The following is a 22,411-nucleotide window of genomic DNA, read 5'->3' as shown; positions in this document are numbered from 1 at the left end:
ACGCTTCAATCCTTTTCTGCGGAAATTTTATTTTGCAGGACCGTGAGCAGGGCGATAATCAGAAACATACACAGGGACATTGCCCCGGAAATGCCGAATTTGGATTGCTGAAAAGCCGTATTGACGATCAGCATGGACACCACCGTCGTGCTTCCGGCAGGTCCGCCCTGCGTCATGACATAAATATTGTCGTAGGCGAGCAGAACGCCTGACATAAAAGAGACAAAATTGATGATGACGATAAATCTGATATTGGGCAGAAGCATCGTCCACATTCTTCTCCACGGCCCGGCCCCGTCCATCTTGGCGGCCTCCAGAATATCGGCGGGAATCGATCGGATCGCCGAATAATACAACAAAAGCGATATGCCTGAGCCGGCAAAGAAGCTGGGCAGTACGATGGCAAGCTTCGTGATATGCAGATCGTTCAGCCACAGGTAGGGGCCCAGACCGATCTTCGACAACCAGTAATTGAGCAGGCCAAAATCGGGATTGTACATCCATTTCCAGACCAGTATGCCTGCAACCAGAGGGACAATGGTCGGAAGCTGGTACAGAAACCGGAACAGGGCGTTTGCCCTGCGGATTTCCGTGAGCAGCAGCGCCTGGACAATGGGAAGCCAGAACGTCAGGCCCAGATACAGCGCAAAGAAAATAAACGTATTCCGAACGGCCTGCCAGAAGGTTGCAGAATGCAGAATTTGCATATAATTGGCCAGCCCGATGAACGGTCCCGGCGGGTTCACGAGACTGTAATCGAAAAAGCTGATATAAATCATATTCAGCAGTGGATAATACTTGAACAGCAGGTAGCATGCGACGGATGGAAACAGAAAGAGAATCGGCATCCAGCGAATGTTAAGTTTTATTCTCATAGGCTTTTCCGCTCCATGACAGCTTCCGGGATTTCCCTGGAGGGGAATTCCGAAAGCTGTCTTTTCTTTATTTTTTAAGATCGGCGTTGTACTTGTCTACGATTTCCTTCTGAGCCAAGTTCTGGGCTCTCTGAAGCTCCGTCTTCGGATCGGCTTTCTCATCGAGCAGGATAGTCTGGATCGGTTTGACAATATAGGGGCTGAGACTGGCCTTCAGGAAATATTCCAGATGTGTCTCTTTGGCGGCATTCTGGACTCCGGCTACAAGGTCTTCCGAGAGTCCTTCCACATATTTCGTCACTTCCACATCGGAGCGGACAGTCAGGAGATTCGGGAACAGTCCGTTGTCCTGGGCAAATTGGAGCTGCTGCTCAAGCACTTCCTTGGATGAGAAGAACGTCGCATACGTGAAGGCAGCCTGCTGCTTCTCCTTGGACGCTTTGGGGTTGATGATAAAGTAGTTGCCTCCGACCTGTGACGGCGACTTGCCAGACGGTCCGGCAGGCAGCGAGGCAAACCCGATATCGTTAATATCCATTCCTTTGGAAATCATGTTGCCGAACCAGTCGGAGGCCGCCACCGTGGAAGCCGCATGTCCCGTATAGAAATCCTTTTGGTTGTCGTCGAGGCTCTGGACCACATTTTTCTGAGTTGCTTTATACTTCCATTTCAAATCCTTGTAATACTGCAGCGCCTGGACCGCCGCATCGGAAGTAAAGGTAAGCTTGGCGGTGCCGTCTGCCTGCTGCTCCGTCAGATCGCCGCCAGCCTGCCAGACATAATACTCGAAGAACCAGTCCGCCCAGTCCATGCCAAGAATGGCATTCCCGTATGTACTTTTAGCCGGATCGGTCAGCTTCTGGGCTGCTTCGGCGAACGATGTCCAGTCCTTAAGGGCGGCGGCCGGATCGATGCCCGCGTCCACGAACATTTTTTTGTTGTACATGAGTGCGGTTACATACATCGTGCTCGGAACGCCGTAGATTTTGCCGTCTTTCATTGCGGCATCGAGCGAGGAGGGCAGGTATTTATCCTTCTCCGGAAATGCGTTCCACATGTCGGTAATATCCGCCGTGATGCCCTGGGCGATGTAGGGGGCCATATCCGGGTAGGCGTTCAGATAGGCGTCAGGCTGCTGACCGCCGGCGACGGCCGTCATGAACTGCTCCCGCTCCTTGCCTTTCGTTTGCTCCACATGAGTAACCTTGATGTTCGGATATTTGGTTTCAAAATCGGCGAACTGCTGCTCCTTGAGCGTTTTGTCCGCATCGTCCGCATGCGGTTTGTCCCATACCGTTATCTCGACCGGCGCCGCATCGGCTGCAGGCGCTGTCGATTCCTCCGTCGTTCCCGCCGCCTCATTGTCCGGCTGTGCGGATGGATCGGCCGCATTTCCTGCGTTGTTTCCGCCCCCGCAGGCTGCAGAGAAGATGGCGAGCGCCAGCAATACAATGGATACGGATGACCATTTTAAAGCGATTTTCATTCTTGTGTCCCCCTCGATATTAATCCTTGCCTACTCCATTGTAGGCAATCTTCATTCGGCTTTTAAGCGAATTTCTTAACCCATCCCTATGAATATGTTAAGATATCTCCTGCTCTCTGTACTGCTTGGGAGTCATCCCGTAATACTTGCGGAACACGCTGCCGAAATAGGCCGCATCCTCAAAGCCAACCCGCTCGGCAACTTGATGAACCAATAACTCGGTTCCGCGAAGCAGCGACTCCGCTTCCTTCATCCGGTAGGCGGTCAGGAGCTCGATAAAGCTGGTGCCGTTTTTCTCCTTGAACCGTCTTGAAAAGTAGTTGGGATGGATAAAAAACTTCTCCGAGATGGATTGAAGCGATAACGGCTCCTCGAAATGGGTTTCAATATATTGGCGGATGGCCTCCATCATATCTATTTCCTGCATCTGGCCGCTCTTCGACAGAAATCCGGCGATGTTGGCGGTATAACGCTTCATCTGCTCCAGAACGTCCTCCCAGTGCCTGACTTGACTTAGCCATTGAAGGAGATCCTCCGTCTCGCCGATCGTCCATTCCGAATCCAGTGAACGCGCCAGCAAATATTTATGGAACAGCAAATGAAGGTCCATACAGAACCACTCCAGATGGACGTAGGTCGAATCGGGGTCCTGAGCAATCGCCCCCATGCGGCGCTCCGTCCACCGGTGGATTTTATCCGTCTCCCCCTGTTTCAGCATTTCAATAATGGTCGACTCGTCTTCACCACTGATGATGGATTTGCGGTTGGGTCCCTTCTGCTTGGCCGCGTTAAATGAATAAATGCGGTTGCTGCCATGGATGACCGCATCGCGGAGCAGCAGCTTGGCCTCGCGGTAAGAATCCTGGACCCTGCCGAACTGATCGACGTATGGACCGATCGCTTCGGTCAGCTCCAGCTTCAGATACCTCCCGACGCTCTGAAGGATGTCCTGCAGCGCGATCTTGACGGAGGACTGCTGCGAAGCCGAACCGATTCCGAGAACATACACCAGCTCATACCGATGCAGGGTGTGCTGAATCAGCATCCCCCGGACTCCGCTCCGTTCGAATTGTTCCGTTATAATATTTTTGACCGCGTACCAGAGCAGGCTCTCCTCGTCCGCCGCAAAGGAAAGATGCGGAAGCTGAAACGGCTCGAAGGAAAAGACCGCAGCGGCGAAATGAGCGCACACCATTCCCAATTCCTTAAGCGCTTCATCGCCCGGCGCTTCATCGCCTTGCTGGATGAACTGCGTCATCGCCTGCTGCCTGACGGTTTCCCTGCTGGTCTCCTCCAGCAGCTTCAGCTCCATGTACGATTTCTCCCTCAGATGATCGGCTTCGAGCTTCTCCATGAGCCCGTTAATGGCTTCATACAGCTCCTCGTTCTCGACCGGCTTGAGCAAGTAACGGCTGACTCCGTAACGGATAGCCTGCTTGGCGTAATCGAAATCGTCATAGCCGCTGAGAATAATAAATTCCAGCTTCGGATCGATCTCCTTCGCCAGCCGAATGAACTCCAATCCGTTCATCTCCGGCATCTGGATGTCCGTCAGGATGGCATCCGGTCGAGCTTCTCTCGTCATCTCCAGGCCCGCTACCCCGTTGCCGGCTTCGCCAACGATCGTCAACGGCAAGCCCGATGTCTGGATTTTATGTATAATTCCCTGCCGAATAATCGGCTCGTCGTCAAGGACGATGATCTTCATGTTCGCTACCTCCCACAGGCAAAGTTGGCCGGATTGTCAGGAAAAAGGAGGTGCCCCGCATCCTGCTGCTCTCGAAAAGAATACCGTACGTATCGCCGTAGACCAGCCGGAGCCGATTCTGAACGTTCAATAAACCAATCGACGACCGCTCCAAGTAGGGGTCGTTCCCGCTGCCCCCATGAGCAAGCAGCTGCCTGAGCCATTCCTGCCGCTCAGGCTCGATCGGCTCGCCTGTATTCCACACTTTGATCTGGATATCCTCCATGTCGTCTCTGGCAACCTCCACTCTGATCGTACCGCCTTCGATCGTTCGGCTGATGCCATGCAGTACGCCATTCTCCACCAGCGGCTGGAACAACAGCTTGGGGATAGAAATATCTTCGAGTCCCGGCTCCAGATAGATGGAATAATCGAGACGGCTGTCGAAGCGGATTTTCTGAATCGACAGATACAGCCGGATCTGCTGAATCTCTGCCCCCAGATTCGATATGTCATTGCCGCTTATATTATAGCGGAACATCTTGGCGAGCGACCTGCTGATTATGGATACGCGCTCGTTCCCGCCCATTGAGGACAAGCTGTCGATCACACCCAGCGTATTGTAGAGAAAATGCGGATTGATTTGCGATTGCAGCGATTTGATCTCCGCATTTTTCTTGACCAGCTCGGTCTCGTAGACCTTCATGATCAAGCGGTTGATCTCCCGGGCCATCCGGTTGAACGAAGAGCTGAGATAGCCTACCTCGTCAATGCTTCGAATGGGAAGGCTGACGGAGTAGTTGCCTACTTCGATCGCTTTCATTCCTTTGCTGAGCTCTTTGAGCGGCGTGATCGTCCGCGAAGAGAAGATGCTGGCAAGCAGCATGGAGACAAGCAGGCTCAAAGCTCCGATGACGATGGTCCGTTTGGTAAAATCGCTGACGGGCGCGAGCAGCACCTTGGTCGGTGACAGCGATACCAGAATCCAGTCACTGTTGGCCAGCTTCTGATAGACGACAAGCAGGTTGCCCGATTTGCTCGCGGTATAGAAATGACCGCCCGTATGTCCCCGGATCTCTGCCAGTTCTTTCTTACTCAGCAGAATATGGTCATTCACATTCGCACTCAATCCGTTGATGACGCTTCCATCCTCCAATCGAATCACATAGGACCGGTTGGCACCGTTGCCCTCCACATTTCGCAGCCACTTCTGAAGCTCAGTGTAGGACATTCCGTACATCATGACTCCAATGATCGGACCCGGTGAAGTGGCGGTGATATTTTTGATCGCCTGAACGAATGTAATGGTCTTGACGCTGGACCGCGAAGGCCGGTCATAGGTCTGCGAGGATACCCATACGCCCTTGCCGTCATTCTCTTCGCCTATATCAATCAGTCTGGCCCTCTCTTCGGCGGACACGTCATTGGCAGAAGAGCCCGACTGGATGCTGAAGCCGTTCAATTGGGTGATAAATACGGAATCGATAATGGGGTTGTCATTCACAAATTGGGAAAACTTGCTGCTGTAATAGCTGATGGAATCCGGATCCTTCCCCATTTCCTTGACAAAATGCTGGAAATTCGTATCTCCGAAGTAATTCCAGGAAAAGTTTTGGATATTGCTCATATAGGAGTTTAATGCCGCCGAGGATTGCTGAGTGAGGCGCTCGGTCGTCTCGATAGATTGACGCTTCAAATCTCCCGCGGTGCGAACGTAGAAGTCGATCACGAGAATCGACACGGTGAGCACGATAATGAAAAAGTAAGAAACCAGCATTTTACGGTACATGGATCGTTGAAAATATCGTATTACGGCCGCATATCTTGATGTATTCGCTTTCATATTTCTTCCTCCATACTCTGCAAAATCGTCTTGAACTAGATACATCATACAATAGAATTGTCGCATCAATGCAAAAGTATTTTCATTATACGGCGGATATCCGCTTGGATTGCTAGGATACATATTCATTTTACGCCCGGAGGAGGGCTAATCATTTAACTGCTTTCTATGAAAATCTTAACGGATAGGTTAATAATTTCCACAGATCACGTTAATATATTCCGTTACCCTCTTCGAACAGGTCGTTTATGATACTTGCGAAGCGCTTTCACAAAACATTGTCGGGAGGAATTCACATGTACTCAAAGAAATGGGCTCTAGGTCTGCTTGCGGCATCTCTGTTGATGCCGTCCACATCATTTGCTGCGCCATCCGGTGGCAGCCGGCAGCCGGGCCACTCCGTCTCCATCACGGATTACGACGCTGTACCGAATGACGGGACTGATGATCTGGCGGCAATCAACCTGGCAGTCGCAGCCGCCAAGGCGAGCGGGAAATCCGTGTACATCCCGGAGGGAACGTTCATTTACAGCGACCTGCTCGTACTCGATGGCGTCAAGATGACCGGCTCAGGTGAAAAATCCGTGCTGAAAAGCACCAATCTCACTCATCAGGCTGTGGTTCTGGAAGGAACGGGAGCGGCCGTGAGCAAAGTTAAATTAACGACGGTTCAGCCCACTGTCAGGCTGTCGAACGACGAATCCGGCAGAATACTGGTGATGCCGGGAACCTCGGGCTTCTCTATCGACAGCATGGAGATCGACGGCGCCTCGTCCGTGGGAGTCTTCTGCTTGGGGAGCAATGGCGTGATCAGCAACAACATGGTACGCAATACGCTGGCGGATGGCATCCATCTGACGGGCGCGACGGCCAATATCGAAGTGAGGAACAATGTGGTCCGGGATACGGGAGACGACCATATCGCCGTCGTATCCTACGAGAAATTCGGCACTTGGGTCCGTAATATCAGCATCCGCGACAATGACGTAGCGGGGGGCCATGCCCGCGGCATCACGGTGTCAGGCGGCGAAAATATCACGATCCAGAACAACCGGATCGCCCGGACCGGCGGCTCCGGCATCTATATTGCCTCCGAAGGCAACTACAAGACCTATGGGGTCAAGAATCTGACCGTAAGCAAAAATACCATCGAAGGCGACAGCAGCAACCGGGCTGTTGCCGAGAGAGGCGGCATCCGCTTGCAGGCGACCAACAAGGAGCCCAGCATCCAGAACGCGGTATTTGAGAAAAACACGATCAAGAATTCCGGAGACAGCGGCATTCTTATCCTGGGCTCCGATACGATCGACGCCACCTTCCTGAAAAACGACATCGATAACCCGGCGTTATACGGGATCCGAATATTGAGTACGGTTAGCGGCAAGCTGAATTTCCTGAAGAATACGGTAAAGTCGGCCGGGAATGCCCCCTTCTCCAATGCTTCCACCATCGCCCGGGTGATCAGCGACATGCCGAATGATCCGAATGCCGGCGACGGCGGATCCGGGGAGGATTATGTCGCTGTCCAAGGCTCGCCTGCCATCGACGGTGTGGTTGACAGCCTGTGGCAGAACTCCTCGCTGCTTCAGCTGAATACGGATGAGAACGGCACGACGGGGACAAGCCGAATCGCCTGGGATGACAGCGCGCTGTACTACCTGTTCCAGATACAGGACGCAACACCGAATGCTGTCAGTACCAATGAAAACAACGACTCGGTCGAAGTCTGGGTCGACGAAACCAATGCCAGGAACGGCGCCCCAACCGTAGGCGACTACCAGCTGCGGGTTGATCTGAACAACGCGTTATCGACAGTGGTGAACGGCCTGGATCTCTCTGGTGTGCGAAGCGCGGTTGCTCGGGGCGATGGAACCTATACAGTAGAGCTGGCTGTGCCTTATACGGCGCTTACTCCGAAAGCCGGGGATATTATCGGCTTCAACGCCAGCGCCAACGACGACGCGAACGGCGATGGCCGCCGCGATACGTACCTGAGCTGGGTCGACAAGAACCTTCCATATTGGGCGGATACAACGGCTTATGGAGAAGTAACACTGATTGCCGCACCATAATCATCCGCAAAATACAGACCTCCAGTTTCACTACGCTGTGAAAAACTGGAGGTCTGTTTGTGATTGCAAGACAGAACCGGACATCTCGTTATTTCTCTGCTGCCTTGGGATACGCTCTTTGAGGGGATCTTCTCAAGGAAATCGCTTCGTGATGAGAACAAATTCAACGGCTTGGCTTCAGTAAAACGATTGATACAAGGTATAATAAATCCCCACCCGGGGCTGCAGATCCAAGGGTGGGGATTTCTTTGTGGTTCGTCCTTCAGCGTTCTTTATTCCGGACTGTTGTCTATACCAACGTTGCCCTTCAGGACGGGAACTATAATCGTGCTCGCATTCTGATAATTGTCCAGTGCATTATTCTCCAGCGTGTTGAAATTGAACTGTGTCCGGCCTTCGCTGTCGCCGAAAGCTGTATTATCAATATGAATGCCCTGCGTTTCGCCATTTTCGATCGTATTCAGCTCAATCCGGACATCTTTCATCGGGTTCACGTACAGCCAATAATGGAGTCCGGCATGATTATGCCCCGCATGGCCCGCTTTTTTAATCGTGTTGCGCTGAAACTTCAAGCCGTTGATCGGATAAGAAATTTCATTTTTGGCCGGATCGGCAACCGGCTCCGTCGTAATGATCATGCCGGCGTTGAAGGAGCTGTCAAGTATATTGTCGCGGTATATCAGGCTGTCGCCGCCGACGTCAGACATCCCCCGACCCCAATAGTTGGCGGATATGGTGTTGAACTCGGCCACATTATGGTTCGCGACGGCGTTGAAGTTTTGCAGGTTCACCTGCGCTACTCCGTCGTCTCCCAGCCCGCGCATGAAATTGTTGCGAGCCAGGTTGCCGTTGTTGCCCCCGTCCCCCCAATGAATGCCGTCAAAATACGTGTTCCGGATACGCACGTTCTGGATGGTCGAATCAGACCAGTCGGTCCAGCCTTCCAAGCATCCGACATGCTCAACCCACAAATTTTGCAGCACATTCCGCTGTCCCGCGCCAGGATTCGTCAGTACGACGATTGCGTACTGATTATTCCGCTGCGTCTGCACCCCGCTGATCCGCAGATCGGAAATCGTCGTGTCGTTGTTGAGCGTAAATCCTACCGTTCCACCCCAAACATTGTTGGTCACGGTCGAATGCAGATGCGAATACCACATTCCGGCCCCGCGGATATCGACACCCGACGGAACCGCGATCTTCCCGCTTTGATTGTATGTGCCGGCCGGGAGCCACACGTTCTTGCCCTTCGAGGCCGCATCATTGACCGCTGCTTGTATTGCCGCCGTGTCGTCCGCAGCGCCGTCACCTGCTGCATTGTAAGGCGCAGCCTTCACGGAGAGATAGCCTGCAGGCATTGCCAGCGGAGCAGGGGCCGTCTCCAGCTCGATGAGATCGATGCCGTACCACGGCAGTACGTCTCCTTCATCCCTTTGCAGCCGGATCGTGTCGCCGGCGTTGAGCTGGACGGCAGCATCCTGATCGTCATACCGTCTTTTGTAGCTGCTGTCGTCCGTGTCGTAGTTATAGGTCGAGGCAAGCTCGAGACTCTGCCGTTTGACACCGTTTACATACAAACTCAGCGTACCGTTCGTATTCTGCGGTATGCTGTATCGAAGCATCAGTCTGTCGGCGTCTCGCACGTTGGTCCACTCGACATAATCCCCCGTACGGTCGAGCTGCACGTAGCTTTTTCCTGACGATGCCACCTTAACATCGGCGTTCTCGTCTTTGACCGCGCCGCCTCCGGAAGTGCCCTCCTCCGCTTCATACGTCCTGAACGGCATCGTAGCCCCGCGGGTTTCGCTATTGGTGAATCGGAACCAGTTAAGCTTGGCCATTCCCGTACCCGACAAAACTTTGACATACAGATCATGGACACCGGTCGCGCCGGGGTCCACGCCCCAGACTTGCGTCTCGTATGCATAGTTCTTGTCGCTGCCGTCCTGCCAGGTTTCGGTGTTGGCTACGGTAAAGGTGCTGATGACCGGACCCGTCGGACCGTCCAGCCTGACCTCGAACGCATTGCCTGTAACGGGAGCCGATAAGCGGGCCTCCAATGTCTTGTACCCTCCGCCCAGATCGATGCGCTTGTAAACCATATAATCGCCGGCGTCCAATTCGGTAACGACCTTGCCTCCTCCGGCGTCGCCGCCAGTGCTTGTTTGGACACCAGAATTTGAAGAATATTTTTCCGCCTGAATCGTTATTGCCGTGGTCAGTGTTATTTCGGGCGCCCACTTCGTTTCACCACGGCCATCGTTTCCCTCAGCCTCCGAGACGAAATAAAGGGCATCGCCGGCTTCGACGTGAATATCCGATACACCGCTCGGCTTGACGGCAGATTTGGACGTTAACGTTTGATGCCATAGGGAAGCTTTGTTTTTCAAAACTTCCACTGTGACGTCGTCACCCTTCGAGTCCGTTTTATGAACAGTTCCCGAAATCTCGACGGTGCCAGCCAGCGGCGCGATCCATTTCTTCACAGCAGCGCTGCCGTCAATCGATTGAAACGTATCATCACCTACGGACGTCTGGCCGGAAGCATCTTCCCACTTGGCAGGCTTCTTCTTCCCATAGCTGCTTAAATAGGCATAGGATCCGGCCGTCTTTTCCATGTAATACCAGCCATCTGTTCCCTGGACACTGCCGAAGGATGACTTTGCGCGAAAAGCGCTTTGCTCAATCGGCTTGTCCTTCGCCCCTTCCGCATTCGCGCTTGGCACCCATGGCGCCAGTCCGGTCAAGAGCAGTGCCGCAGCCATCGCTCCAGACTTCAGCTTACGTTTGTTACTTAGTTTTATCAAAATAAGCAGCCTCCTTTGAAGTTGTTCTCCGGGCAACGGTCTTGTTGCTGGATCGGTTCGTCATTTGCCGTCCATTATCCTTTCAATCACCTCCTGATGTATGTGGTCATATCTGTGGCTGTTAGCCGCATCATAAGCATAGTCCTCCCTTTGCGGGAACGTAATAGAATATCTTAACGGTGTAACCATAAAAATTTAACCATGCTGCTGCCAAAATTGCCGCTTCATCCCCGGAAGCTTTCTAAATGTATAATAACGAATCATTTTCTTGAAAGCAGGCCATTTTCCCTCCGGATACCGCAGACTACAATAATAGTGAGAACATACAATTGCGTTTGGAGGAAAATGTCATGCAGTTGACCTACCGGCAAAAATTGCAGTTGATGGAGAGCGGCTACACTGTCATTCCCGGCGTTGTACCGAAAATAATGATTACGGAAGCTATGAAATCGATTAATCACTCCATTGGCAAGGGAATACCGGCCAGTCACACCGGAGCGAATTACTGCAGGGAGCTCGAGAAGCATCCCGCCATCACGGATTTGTATAATAAAAGTCCAGCCAGAACCTTGATTCACTCCCTTGTGGGACAAACCAATTATCCCCCGCTTCAAAGCGCGCAAATCGCTCTTCGCTTCCCCGATTATCAGGATCCGCCAAATCCGTACGCTGGTGCCCACCTTGACGGCATGCTGAAGCTGCGTGAAGGTATAGTAGAAAACTTCACCGCACTCGTCGGAATTATGCTGAGCGACCAACCGGAAATCAATATGGGTAATTTTGTTGTATATCCTGGCACTCACCGTGACTATGAGCAATATTTCCGGGAAAAAGGACCGGAGGTCCTGCTGACAGAGGAGTCCTTCAGCAAGACAGCCCGTTCCCAGAATTTGAAGCTGCCGGATCCCGTTCAAATAACGGGAAAGGCCGGCGATCTTGTCATTTCTCACTATCAATTGGTTCATGCCGGAGGAATCAATACCTCTCACCTGATCCGGTATTCGTGCTATTACCGGATCCTGCATACCGGTATCCGGGAAGACTGGCGCACGCCGCTCACGAACATGTGGATGCATTGGCCCGGACTGCAGGATGTACTGGTGAACAATCAGGAATCTAACTGATGGAATCGCACGCAAAAGCGTAAATATATGATGATAATATCCATATTAGCTGCCTAAAAGTGAACGGACTCCAAGGAAACCTGGAATATAGAGGCCAAAAAGAGGCTCCCCGTTAGTCACAGTTGGTGACTTATGGAGAGCCTTCTTTTATGCTCAAAGCAGCCTGATCGGCCGCTACTCTTTTACAGAGCCAAGGGTCATCCCCTTCACAAAGTACTTCTGCAGGAAAGGATACGCCACAAGTACGGGGAGCGCTCCAATAAAGATCTGGGTAGCCCGCAGTGAGCGCTCCGATAATCTTTTCACCTCTGTCGGATCAATACCGATTCTGGTATAATCCAGGCTTTTCACGAGCGATTGAATCATGGTGGCCAGAGGTTGAATATCCGCTTCCATATAGATCATGCCGTCAAACCAGGAATTCCAGTGACTCACGATGGAAAATAGCGAAAGCGTCGCAATGGATGGCATGGAAATGGGCAAATAAACGGTAAACAATATCCGGGCGTGGCTTGCGCCGTCAATCTGCGCCGCTTCGTCCAATTCCTTCGGGATCCCCCGGAAGAAATTCATCATCAGCACAACGTTAAAAACCGCAACTGCCCCCGGCAGAACCAATGCCCAGATCGTATTGCGCAGTCCTGTTTCATTTACAATAATATAAGTAGGGATCAAGCCCCCGTTGAACAAAATGGTGATGACAAAATACCACGCATAGACCGTTCTTCCTTTGAAAAAGCTGCCCTCTTTAGACATGGGATATGCCGCAAGAAGACATAGCAGCATGCTGAGCGCCGTTCCGAGCACCGTTCTATATACGCTGATCTGCAGAGCATGCAGAAAACTGGGACTGCCGAACGTTCTCTCATAGGAATCCAAATTGAATCCGATCGGCCAGAACGTAACCAGATTCGCGGTCGCCGCAGCATTCGAGCTTAACGAAACAGCAAACACATGCACTAACGGCATGACGCAGACCAAGGAGAGAATCGATAGAAATACGATATTGAAGCCGTTGAATATCCGGTATAGAGGATCTTTACTGTACACGCTGCTTCCCTCCTTTAAAAGATGCGGTAATTGGCATATTTGGTGGCCATACGGTACGTTACCGCAATCAGAATAAAGGAAACGACTGATTTGAACAGTCCCACCGCTGTCGCAAGACTGAACGCTCCCTGCTGCAATCCGACCGCGTATACATACGTATCGATGATTTCTCCCTTATCCGCAACCAGAGGATTAATCATGTTAAATACCTGATCAAAGCCTGCGTTCATGATGTTTCCGAGCGACAATGTCGCAATAATTATTCCCACAGGCATGATGGAAGGCAGTGTAACGTGAACGGTTTGCTTCCACCGGCTCGCACCGTCGATTTCCGCCGCTTCATAAAGAGAAGGATTGACGCCCGCAAGAGCGGCAAGATAAATTATGGTGCCGAATCCGAACTCCTTCCAGACATCGCTGAAAATCATGGTAAAACGGAACCAGTCGCCATCACCTAGGAAAAACACGGCTGGCAGTCCGATGCCGGACATGAACTGATTGATGAGCCCGGATTGGGAAAGCATATCGGTCAGTATCCCGGCTAGGATGACCCATGACATAAAGTGAGGAAGATATACCAACGACTGAATGGTTCTTTTGAAGAACATAATCTTGACTTCGTTTAATAGCAAGGCAAACACCAGCGGCGTAATCCAGCCTAAAATCATTTTACCGATTGCGATAAATAATGTATTCCAAATAATCGTAATGATTTCTTCATTTGCGAACATGCTTTGAAAGTGCTCCAATCCCACCCAATCCGAATGAAAAAAACCTGTATACGCCTTGTAATCCTGAAAGGCAATCATAATTCCGCCCATCGGTATATAACTGTACACAAAAAGCAGAATGACCGAGGGCAGCAGGAACAAATGAAGCTGCCAGGTGCGCGTCCAATTCATCCGCTGAGAAAGGGTTTGTCTTGCCGGGCTTTTCATCGTTGCAGGTATAACAGGTTCACTCATTGCGATCCGCTCCATCTTCGAATATCATTGTCCGCCCATAATTCGCCGGACCTCTAGAATTTTGAATGCGGGCGGATTGGGACAGAAGCGCCCCACCCACCGCATTCAAAGATCCGCAGCCTTCATTCTTTTACGGCTGGTACCACTCATTTACCTCTTCCGTAATTTTATCTCCGCCCTGCGCCTTCCAGTCTTCCACGAATTCGTCGAATGCGTTTACGTCCGCTTTATTGTAAATAATTTTCAAAAACGTCTCTAATTCCATTTTTTTGAGCAGCGTCCACTTCTCACCCATCGTTTCCGTTGGAGCGCCAATGAATTGGTTTCGCCGGGCGATATTCGGCTGAGACAGAGCGGCTGTAAAGCCGTCCACCACCAATTTGCCCGTTCCGGCAGCCAATTTTTTCTCGTAGACGCTTTCGATCTGGCCTTTTGCCACACGTTCATAAATGCTCGGTCCTTGAATCATACCCGGCGGCGTATTCCCGGAACCCAACAATTGATAATTTCCGATCTCCGTAGTTGGTTTATCCGGGAAATCCCACTGCGGCTTCCCGTCGACCATAATGTAATCGTAGCCTTCGGCATAGCCATTGGCGAACGGGCTGTTCGGATCCTCCAGTTGAACTCCCAGGCTGATATCCCAATAATGGAACGCGGCATCCATATATTCAAACCCTTTGCGGAATACGTAGGTGCCATAAGAAAGAGCGGAACCTGTCCGTCCGATCGTTCCATCGACGCCCGAAGGCAGCGGATACGGTTTCACTACCGCGCCAGGCACATTCACTTCCGTATCGGATAGCGGCCAGCCTCCCATCCATCCAGGGCCGAAGAGCATACCGGCTTCACCTGATGTAAATAGAGAAGCAGCCTTCTGCTCGTCATGCGCTCCGAATTCCGGATGAATGTAGCCGCTTGCATAAAAGTCTTTTAATTTCAGCAGACCATCTTTTACAGTCGGTTGAACGGCGCCGTAACGCAGTTTCCCGTCTTCCCCTTTATCCCAGATATAGGGCTGGGTTTGACCGAACATGAAGTGCACATCCCCCATATACCCGGCAAGACCGTTCTTACCCGAGAAAGCCAGTGGCGTTTTGTCCGGATATTTCTGCTTGAACGCTGCGAGAGTCGCCTCTACTTCTTCCAGAGTCGTCGGCGCTTTCATGCCTACAGCATCCAGCCAGTCCTGCCGGACCCACATAATCGGGTCGCCGACGATGCCGTCGGAAATTTGCGGCAGGCCCCATTTCTTGCCGTCTTTTTCTACATAACGCCAAACCTCCGGGTTTTTCTCATAGGATTCTCTCATGCGGTCCGTAGCATATTTTTCATATGCCTCGTCAATCGGCTCCAGCCGTCCGGCATCGATCAACTCGTTCATCAATACCGTATCCGAAATATAAAGCACGTCGGGCAATTCTTCGCCGCTTGCAAGCGCCAAGCGGATCTTAGTCGCCAGGGCGTCATTCTGGTCCGTTAATAACCACTTATATTTAAGTGTAACGCCCATGTTGTCTCTCAACCAACGACTCATCGGATTATCCTCCGGCGTATCGCCTGGAAGGAGTGTATCGCTTTCGCGCAATGCTTGTGCCGATGTAATCGTCACCGGTGCTTCGTATTTTTTAAACATGTACGATTCCGTCCCGGTGGAATTCCCTTCAGTTGTGCCTTCGCCGTCAGAATTCCCGGTTGTTGTGCCGGTCCCGGATGGGGCAGGAGTCTCGCCGGTATCGATATCTTCTGCCTTGTTGTCCCCCCCGGTGCATCCTGCAAGCAACAAGATGACCATTGTAAACATCATCGTTAATGACAACCACTTGCGAATATTACTCATGCAAATCCTCCTTTGTTTTGAAATGGTGTACTCTTAAATTATGGAACAGTCCGTGGAGGAATAAAATGATGGGATGTTCAGAAAGATGAACGGCAATTCAGGAGATGATTTACGTTAGTCGGGCCGGCAGCGATAATTTTTGGGTGTGATGCCGTAATACTTTTTAAATTCCCGGATGAAATGCTGAACGCTTTGATAGCCGACTTTTTTGGTAATCTCGTAAATCTTCATATGACTTTCTTCCAATAGTAGACGGGCCTTCTCCATTCGCTCCGCCAAGATAAAGTCGCTTATATTGATCCCCGTCGCTTCCTTGTATATTTTTGATAAGTAGCCCGGATGAAAATAAACATGATCCGCAATTGCGGCAAGCGTAACATTATCTGCCAAGTGCTCTTTAATATACGAATGGATACCCTCGATTATTTTGATATGGGAAGCGGACTGCTCGGTCGGTTGAATATGTTCCTTCAACAGGGAATAGATCAGCATCGACCATTCCTTTAAATGCTGCAGGCTGCGGAACAGGGCCGCACGCCCGGAAATGTTATGATTGCCCGTAATTTCCTCCAGCATCACGCCATTCTTGTGCGCCAGATGGACGAATCCGCCGATGATGTGAAAATAAGCTTCCGTTAAATGGGTGCGGGAGCATGGCCATTTTGTATCTATCTCCTTGAAAATAGATTCCAGTTTGTCGCCCACTCCGCCCATATGATTGGATTCTATGAGCTGCATAAGCGTGGGGGGCTGAATGACCGTTTTTAATGAATCCAGCTTCTGGGGGGGTGGCGAATTCACAGAACTGAAGCGGCTTCCGTTGACCGGCCTACCCTCTATCGGCTCGCCCGGAAACCCGGATTTCAGCAGCGGCAGATTCTGCCGGATCCATCTGTTTTTCTTTACCGAAACACTCGATTCTTCCAGTTGTTCGGTAATTTTTCCGATAACTCTGCAAATTTCTTCATCCCGGACCGGCTTGATCAAATAGTCGACCGCTCTTAGCTCAACTGCTTTCCTGGCGTATTCGAACTGGGCATAGCCCGTAAGCAGAACACATTGAATATGCGGCAGCAGCCGCTGTGCCCGTTCGATTAATTCCAGCCCGGACATTCCGGGCATGCGGATATCCGTCAGCAGAATGTGAATCTGCGTTGTCTTAATGATTTCGAAGGCCTCTACAGCGGAATAAGCCTTATGAATGCTCAGAATGTTCATGGCCTCCCAATGTATAGTGGTGTACATACTATCGACAATATGCTTGTGATCATCGACGATTAGTATCGTATACATCCACTCTCACCTTCCTTCTCCTTAATCTGGCAGCTTCGTTGGGTCCAGGACAATTGTACCTTTAGGCCCCCCAGAGAAGATGCGCCGATCTGCAGCCTGGACCCCTCGCCGAAATAATGAGATAGACGCTGCTGCACATTCCACATTCCCGTGCTCGTTCCTTGCTTCTCCGGCTGTATGACAGAATCGTTTAACCATGCAATTCCTTCTTCGTCTAGACCAACGCCGTCATCCTCCACCGTTATGATGTATTTGCCGTGAAGCCCGATTCCTGTGATCAGGATCGTCCCTTCTCCAAGCTTGGGTTCCAGGCCGTGAACAATCGCATTTTCCACAATCGGCTGAATGAGCAATCTCGGGATTATTAATTCGTTCATGGAAGGTTGCATTTGAATATCGTATACAAACTTGGTTAACTGCAGGTTCATAATGTCAAGGTAAATGACAACGAACGCGATTTCCTCTCTGACACTGGTCACCAATTGTTCGTTATGGGTTACATACTTGTAATAATCCGCCAGACTGTGGCCCATCTCGACTACTGTTTCGGTTTTCTTAAGCTTAGCCATACTCACAATAAACGCGAAGCAATTGTATAAAAAATGAGGATTGATCTGGGACTGAAGCTGCTTCATCATTGCTTCCCTGGATCGGATCTCCGCTACGTACACCTTCTCAATCAGACGCTGAATTTCAGACGCCATCCCGTTAAAGCTTTGAAACAACAGGCGAAAATCACTATTTGTTTCAATTGGCAAACGGGTGGAATATTTCCCGCTCTTGAATTGCTGAACGCCGTTTGTGAGCAGCCTGACGGGAACCTGAATGTGAAAATATAATAATAAAGCGGCGAATATACCCACCAGCATCAGAATCGCAACGGTGGAATAGAACAGATTCCTGCTCGTCGTTAAAGGTTCAATAATTTCCGCAAGCGGAATATAATCGATCAGAGTCCAGTCCATACGCGTGGATGCCATCATGTAGACGCGATATTTTTTACCTTCTACTTCCTGCACCACCGGTTCATTCACAGGAGTGGCATTGTCTAACCTGCTCATGATTTCTTTGGTCACGTTCCGGTTTGAAGAGCTGTTAAGGACATACTGCTCGGGAGAATGATAGTAGAATGGATCATTGATGCCCTCGGTTTTAAACGTGTCCAGCAGCGCGGAGATATTCTCAAGAAACAAATTGATTTCAATTAAATATGGACTTGAAAATGCCTCATGCAATGAAGTATTGGGTTTTAAAAAAATACGGGTCAAAGAGCCTTTCTCGGCGCCGTTCACGGAAATTTTTTGATACGTCCATCCGTTGGCAAGCCTTTTTCCTATCTCATGCTCATCATACTTGACAACCGGTGAATACGAGGAAACGACCGTGCGGGAAGGAGGAAAATAAATGGTAATCCTGCTGTTCCACTTATTGGCGACCGCTCCGCTGAACAGTCCCAGCTTCTCTTCGATCGTTTTGAGGACGACATACCGATCGTACCCGCTATCAGCGGGATAGCGGGTTGCGAAATAGATCATATCAGGATCATTCATGAGGATGATGGAGAAAAAAGAAGCCTGGTCGACCGTGCTATCCAGCTGGTTCAGGTAATATGACAGCCTGTTTTTGTTGACAAGATCGACTTGCTCTCCGACGACGTTCGAGCTTTCCTGCTGCGAAAATGTATAAATCACAATAATCGGCAGCATCAGGACTAGAATGAAAAGGATCGCTTTCGTAATGAGATTCATCTTCTATACCGTGCCTCCAACCTATGCAAATAGCGCATGATACGGCCCACTGCTCCAGTCGTCATCATGCGCTTTTTATATAGCAGAGCTTTACGTACTTGCCCGTGTCCAGGATCAAGCAGGGAAGGGTTTCGATGAGCTGTCTACCAGCCTGCGACCGCACCGTCGGAACGGGGATCGCATCCGCCGGCAAACACGCCCCCGGGCAGGCGCTGGATTATGTTCCCCCTGCCGAAGCCTCCGTTCAATGGAAGGCCAACGGACAACTGATGTCCTTTTTCAAGCAGGGCGCTCACTGTTTCAGGCGGAAGCGCGCCTTCCATGTGAAAGGTTCGCTCGCTCATCCACTGCCAACGGCTGGCATCGAGCGCCTGCTGCGGGTCCATGCCGAAATCAACCATATTCATCACCGTCTGAACATGTCCCTGCGGCTGCATAAAACCGCCAACGACGCCGAACGGTGCCAGCGGCTCGCCTCCCCGCGAAATGAATCCTGGAATGATGGTATGGAAGGTCCGTTTGCCAGGCCGCAGACAGTTGTCATGCGCCGGGTCCAGCGAGAAGTTATGGCCCCGGTTCTGCAGACTGATGCCCGTTCCGGGAATGACCACGCCAGATCCGAAGCCAATGTAATTGCTTTGGATGAGAGACACCATGCTGCCTTCCCTGTCCGCTGTGCAGAGATAAACCGTTCCTCCTTTCGGCGGGCGGCCCGGGGCGGGCAGGAGCGCCTTATCGCCAATCAGCTTCCGCCGCTCGTCTGCATAAGCATCGGAGAGCAGGTCGCTGACGTTGACCTTCATATCACGCGGATCCGTGATAAAGGCCTTGCCATCGGTATAAGCCAATTTGATGGCCTCGAACTGCTTGTGCAGCGTATCCACGGTATACGGCCTATCGAATTCGAAGCCTTTCAGCAGGTTGAGCGCCATTAACGCGACAAGCCCTTGGCCGTTGGGCGGAATCTCCCATACCTCGCAGCCGCGGTACGAAACGGATATCGGTTCGACCCATTCCGGCGCATAAGCCTCCAAATCGCATTTGTGCAAATATCCGCCATGCTCCTTCATGAACCGGTCGATCCGGTCCGCATAGTCGCCTTGATAAAAAGACTTTGCGCCTGTTTCCGCGATACTGCGCAGAGTGGTTCCCATGTCGCGGTAGCGAAACAAGCTGCCGGCTCCGGGCGCTTCCCCCCCGATCGTAAACGTGTCAAACCAGGTCCTCACTTCGGGAATGCCGACTCTGCCGTACATAGCCGCAGCTTGCCGCCATGCAGCTGCCGTTAATGGAGAAACCGGAAAGCCGTTCTCGGCATAAGCGATTGCTGGAGCCATGCTCTCGGCAAGCGGCAAACGGCCGAATCTTCCCGAGAGCTCGGCCCAAGCCGCAGGCGCTCCGGGGACCGTTACCGGAACGACACCGAAAGCAGGCATCGTATTGTGGCCCTTGTTCGTCAGCTCTTCAAGCGAAATGGCCGCCGGTGCGGGGCCGCTGGAGTTGAGACCATGAAGCTTGCCGCCGGTCCACAGGAGCGCAAAGGTATCGCTTCCGATACCATTATTGTTCGGCTCCACCGCAACAAGCGCAGTTGCCGTCGCAACCGCCGCATCGACCGCATTGCCGCCTTTCTTCAGCATCTCCAATCCCGCCTGCGCCGCAAGCGGGTTCGAGGTGGACACCATGCCTTCAGCTGCGTACATCGTACTGCGCCTTGACGGAAAATCGTATGGGGCATTTCGAGCTGTCACGTTAATCTCCCCTTTGTTCAAGGTAATCTACCCTTTAATGGAACCAATTAACAACCCTTTAGTGAAGAAACGCTGCAGCATCGGATAGACCAGCGCAATCGGCAGCACGGTAATTACCGTTACGGCCATCTTCAGCGTTTGAGGCGTCACCTGATTGGCGAACTCGTTCTGCATTTGCTGGTCGCTGCCCGATTGCGCCGAAACCGTCAGGTAAAGCAGATACTGAAGGGTATGGTTTTCAGGAGACATGGCGTTATAGATCTCCGTATCGATGAACGAATTCCACTGCTGCACGGCTGCGAACAGGGTAACCGCCGCCATGACCGGCGCGCATACCGGGAATATGATCCGCCAATACAGATACAGATCGTTGGCCCCATCGATCAGAGCCGATTCCTCCAGCTCCCTGGGCAGGCTTTCGATATAGGTTTTAATAAGAATCATATAGAAAATGACAACCGCTTCGGGAAGGATATATACCCAAAAGCTGCCGGTCAAATGCAGCGTTTGGGCCAAAATATACATCGGAATAAGTCCGCTGCTGAAATACATGGTAAGTACAAAAAACTTGCGGAAAAACTTCACGCCTACAAGGTCCTGACGGGTCAACGCATAAGCGACCATGGAGGTTACGGCAACCATTACAAGCGGACCGATAACCGTTCGCAAGGCGGAAACCAGGATGCCATGCAGCATATCGGGATTCTCCAGTGCCGCGCGGTACGAGTCGGCTGAGAAGCCCGCCGGCCAAAACAACAGCCCTTCGGGAAGCCGGGAGGGCGTACTGAGCGAATAGCTGACAATATACAGAAAAGGGTAAAACATGATAAAAACAAGGGCGAGCATGAAGAGATAATTGGCCGCATCGAACAGGAGGCTGCTTTGCCATCGTTTCATGTTCATCCTCCTTTACATGATGGATTTGCCGGTCGTCTTTCTGGATAGTATGTTGACACCCACGACAATGAGAATGCTGACCAATGTCTTGATGATGCCTACCGCTGTCGCGTAAGAATAGTTCGTTAACTGCAGGCCATTTTTATAAATATACATATCCAGAACCTCCATCTTCGACCAGTTCGTCGGATTCGTAAACAAGAAGTAGAACTCGAAATTGGAATTCAGAATCCATCCGCTGTTAATGATGAGCAGAACGATCAGTGTGGGCAGCAGGTTGGGAATGGTAATATGCATGATTTTTTGAATCCGGGTCGCTCCATCCATATCAGCGGCCTCGTATTGATCCGCATCAATCGACGCAATGGCTGCGATAAATATGACGCCGTTATAGCCGAGCGTCTTCCACAGCATGATGCCGATTGCCAGCAGCCAGGCATAGTTCGGGCTCCCAAGCAGATCCAGTCCTTCATTCAACACGCCGAGATTCACAAGGCTAAGATTGACGGCTCCGGTCGAGACGGCGAACAGCGAGTGCATAATGGCGTATACGATCACCCATGAGACAAAGAAAGGAAAGAATGACAGGGTCTGAACGAGCCGTGAAAACCATCCCGACCGGATCTCGTTGATAAGAACCGCAAACAGGAATGCGGCAATCAGATTTACCAGAAGCATGGATATATTCATCGCAAGCGTATTGCGCAGCAAATAGATATAATCGCTGCTTTGCATCAGAAATGACTTGAACTGATAGAATCCCGTCCATTCCGCTTTCCACAAATTGAGACCGACCCGGTAATCTTTGAACGCCATAATCCATCCTGCCAGCGTGAGGTAACTGAACGTGAAGACGACGATCAGACCGGGGATCAGCATCAGAAAAAGGTACTTCTGCCGTCGAAGCTTTATGATCAGCCGGCGCGAAGAAGCGTATTGCGTTCCTGATTCGAGCAAAGTCGCTTTGGCCATT

15 protein-coding genes are annotated in these 22,411 nt (G+C 51.3%); 2 read left to right on the top strand and 13 right to left on the bottom strand.

Annotation, left to right across the window (positions count from 1 at the left end; genetic code table 11):
* Nucleotides 1-5: 5 nt before the first annotated feature.
* The 4 genes from AC0YNV_RS07015 to AC0YNV_RS07000 all read right to left on the bottom strand — a co-directional run bounded on the left by AC0YNV_RS07015 (nucleotide 6) and on the right by AC0YNV_RS07000 (nucleotide 5,891).
* Entirely contained in the window at nucleotides 6-875 is an 870-nt protein-coding gene (locus tag AC0YNV_RS07015; protein ID WP_210040211.1) for a carbohydrate ABC transporter permease, read from the bottom strand.
* 67 nt (nucleotides 876-942) lie between these two features.
* Nucleotides 943-2,361 carry an extracellular solute-binding protein gene (locus AC0YNV_RS07010; RefSeq protein ID WP_475766974.1) on the bottom strand — a complete coding sequence of 473 codons (1,419 nt, stop codon included), beginning with the start codon at nucleotides 2,359-2,361 and terminating at the stop codon, nucleotides 943-945.
* A gap of 97 nt (nucleotides 2,362-2,458) precedes the next feature.
* Nucleotides 2,459-4,069 carry a response regulator gene (locus AC0YNV_RS07005; protein ID WP_475766973.1) on the bottom strand — a complete coding sequence of 537 codons (1,611 nt, stop codon included), beginning with the start codon at nucleotides 4,067-4,069 and terminating at the stop codon, nucleotides 2,459-2,461.
* Nucleotides 4,050-5,891 carry a cache domain-containing sensor histidine kinase gene (locus AC0YNV_RS07000; RefSeq protein WP_475766972.1) on the bottom strand — a complete coding sequence of 614 codons (1,842 nt, stop codon included), beginning with the start codon at nucleotides 5,889-5,891 and terminating at the stop codon, nucleotides 4,050-4,052. Before AC0YNV_RS07000 ends, AC0YNV_RS07005 begins: the two co-directional genes overlap by 20 nt.
* A gap of 296 nt (nucleotides 5,892-6,187) precedes the next feature.
* Here AC0YNV_RS07000 and AC0YNV_RS06995 point away from each other — a divergent pair, with 296 nt between their 5' ends.
* Nucleotides 6,188-7,963, top strand: a complete 1,776-nt coding sequence (locus AC0YNV_RS06995) for a sugar-binding protein (RefSeq protein ID WP_475766970.1) — start codon at nucleotides 6,188-6,190, stop codon at nucleotides 7,961-7,963.
* A 272-nt stretch (nucleotides 7,964-8,235) separates the two neighbouring features.
* On the opposite strand, the gene AC0YNV_RS06990 is transcribed toward AC0YNV_RS06995, so the two are convergent.
* Entirely contained in the window at nucleotides 8,236-10,770 is a 2,535-nt protein-coding gene (locus tag AC0YNV_RS06990) for a carbohydrate-binding protein (protein WP_475766969.1), read from the bottom strand.
* A gap of 350 nt (nucleotides 10,771-11,120) precedes the next feature.
* On the opposite strand from AC0YNV_RS06990, the gene AC0YNV_RS06985 reads away from it, so the two are divergent.
* Complete coding sequence (locus AC0YNV_RS06985; protein ID WP_475766968.1) at nucleotides 11,121-11,894, top strand: phytanoyl-CoA dioxygenase family protein; 774 nt, start codon at nucleotides 11,121-11,123, stop codon at nucleotides 11,892-11,894.
* 174 nt (nucleotides 11,895-12,068) lie between these two features.
* Here AC0YNV_RS06985 and AC0YNV_RS06980 read toward each other — a convergent pair whose 3' ends face one another.
* From AC0YNV_RS06980 to AC0YNV_RS06945, 8 genes are all read right to left on the bottom strand, one after another.
* Nucleotides 12,069-12,944 (bottom strand): carbohydrate ABC transporter permease, encoded by an 876-nt coding sequence (locus AC0YNV_RS06980; RefSeq protein ID WP_210040218.1) that lies wholly within the window; start codon nucleotides 12,942-12,944, stop codon nucleotides 12,069-12,071.
* 14 nt (nucleotides 12,945-12,958) lie between these two features.
* A complete protein-coding gene (locus AC0YNV_RS06975) occupies nucleotides 12,959-13,909 on the bottom strand; it encodes an ABC transporter permease (RefSeq protein ID WP_475766966.1) in 951 nt (316 codons plus the stop codon).
* A gap of 130 nt (nucleotides 13,910-14,039) precedes the next feature.
* Nucleotides 14,040-15,749, bottom strand: a complete 1,710-nt coding sequence (locus tag AC0YNV_RS06970) for an extracellular solute-binding protein (protein WP_475766965.1) — start codon at nucleotides 15,747-15,749, stop codon at nucleotides 14,040-14,042.
* A 114-nt stretch (nucleotides 15,750-15,863) separates the two neighbouring features.
* Nucleotides 15,864-17,042 carry a response regulator gene (locus tag AC0YNV_RS06965; RefSeq protein WP_475766963.1) on the bottom strand — a complete coding sequence of 393 codons (1,179 nt, stop codon included), beginning with the start codon at nucleotides 17,040-17,042 and terminating at the stop codon, nucleotides 15,864-15,866.
* The gene (locus AC0YNV_RS06960) at nucleotides 17,027-18,790 is read right to left on the bottom strand and encodes a sensor histidine kinase (protein ID WP_475766962.1); all 1,764 of its coding nucleotides are present in this window, start codon (nucleotides 18,788-18,790) and stop codon (nucleotides 17,027-17,029) included. The genes AC0YNV_RS06965 and AC0YNV_RS06960 overlap by 16 nt, the downstream gene beginning before the upstream one ends.
* A 143-nt stretch (nucleotides 18,791-18,933) precedes the next feature.
* Nucleotides 18,934-20,541 (bottom strand): gamma-glutamyltransferase family protein, encoded by a 1,608-nt coding sequence (locus tag AC0YNV_RS06955; protein ID WP_475766960.1) that lies wholly within the window; start codon nucleotides 20,539-20,541, stop codon nucleotides 18,934-18,936.
* Between the two features lie 27 nt (nucleotides 20,542-20,568).
* The gene (locus AC0YNV_RS06950) at nucleotides 20,569-21,438 is read right to left on the bottom strand and encodes a carbohydrate ABC transporter permease (RefSeq protein ID WP_475766959.1); all 870 of its coding nucleotides are present in this window, start codon (nucleotides 21,436-21,438) and stop codon (nucleotides 20,569-20,571) included.
* Between the two features lie 12 nt (nucleotides 21,439-21,450).
* Complete coding sequence (locus tag AC0YNV_RS06945) at nucleotides 21,451-22,410, bottom strand: ABC transporter permease (RefSeq protein WP_475766957.1); 960 nt, start codon at nucleotides 22,408-22,410, stop codon at nucleotides 21,451-21,453.
* Nucleotide 22,411: the final 1 nt, after the last annotated feature.

It is taken from the genome of Paenibacillus sp. JT31N11, assembly GCF_056269285.1.
Note: the sequence above shows the minus strand (reverse complement) of the source record. Positions and strands in the feature narration are given on the sequence as shown.

Bases quoted from the DNA above. Each gene is read 5' to 3' on its own strand.
- AC0YNV_RS06985 (WP_475766968.1), top strand. From the start codon at position 11,121: ATGCAGTTGACCTACCGGCAAAAATTGCAGTTGATGGAGAGCGGCTAC.
- AC0YNV_RS06965 (WP_475766963.1), bottom strand. From the start codon at position 17,042: ATGTATACGATACTAATCGTCGATGATCACAAGCATATTGTCGATAGT.
- AC0YNV_RS06970 (WP_475766965.1), bottom strand. From the start codon at position 15,749: ATGAGTAATATTCGCAAGTGGTTGTCATTAACGATGATGTTTACAATG.
- AC0YNV_RS06960 (WP_475766962.1), bottom strand. From the start codon at position 18,790: ATGAATCTCATTACGAAAGCGATCCTTTTCATTCTAGTCCTGATGCTG.
- AC0YNV_RS06975 (WP_475766966.1), bottom strand. From the start codon at position 13,909: ATGAGTGAACCTGTTATACCTGCAACGATGAAAAGCCCGGCAAGACAA.
- AC0YNV_RS07010 (WP_475766974.1), bottom strand. From the start codon at position 2,361: ATGAAAATCGCTTTAAAATGGTCATCCGTATCCATTGTATTGCTGGCG.
- AC0YNV_RS07005 (WP_475766973.1), bottom strand. From the start codon at position 4,069: ATGAAGATCATCGTCCTTGACGACGAGCCGATTATTCGGCAGGGAATT.
- AC0YNV_RS07000 (WP_475766972.1), bottom strand. From the start codon at position 5,891: ATGAAAGCGAATACATCAAGATATGCGGCCGTAATACGATATTTTCAA.
- AC0YNV_RS06995 (WP_475766970.1), top strand. From the start codon at position 6,188: ATGTACTCAAAGAAATGGGCTCTAGGTCTGCTTGCGGCATCTCTGTTG.
- AC0YNV_RS06945 (WP_475766957.1), bottom strand. From the start codon at position 22,410: ATGGCCAAAGCGACTTTGCTCGAATCAGGAACGCAATACGCTTCTTCG.
- AC0YNV_RS06950 (WP_475766959.1), bottom strand. From the start codon at position 21,438: ATGAAACGATGGCAAAGCAGCCTCCTGTTCGATGCGGCCAATTATCTC.
- AC0YNV_RS07015 (WP_210040211.1), bottom strand. From the start codon at position 875: ATGAGAATAAAACTTAACATTCGCTGGATGCCGATTCTCTTTCTGTTT.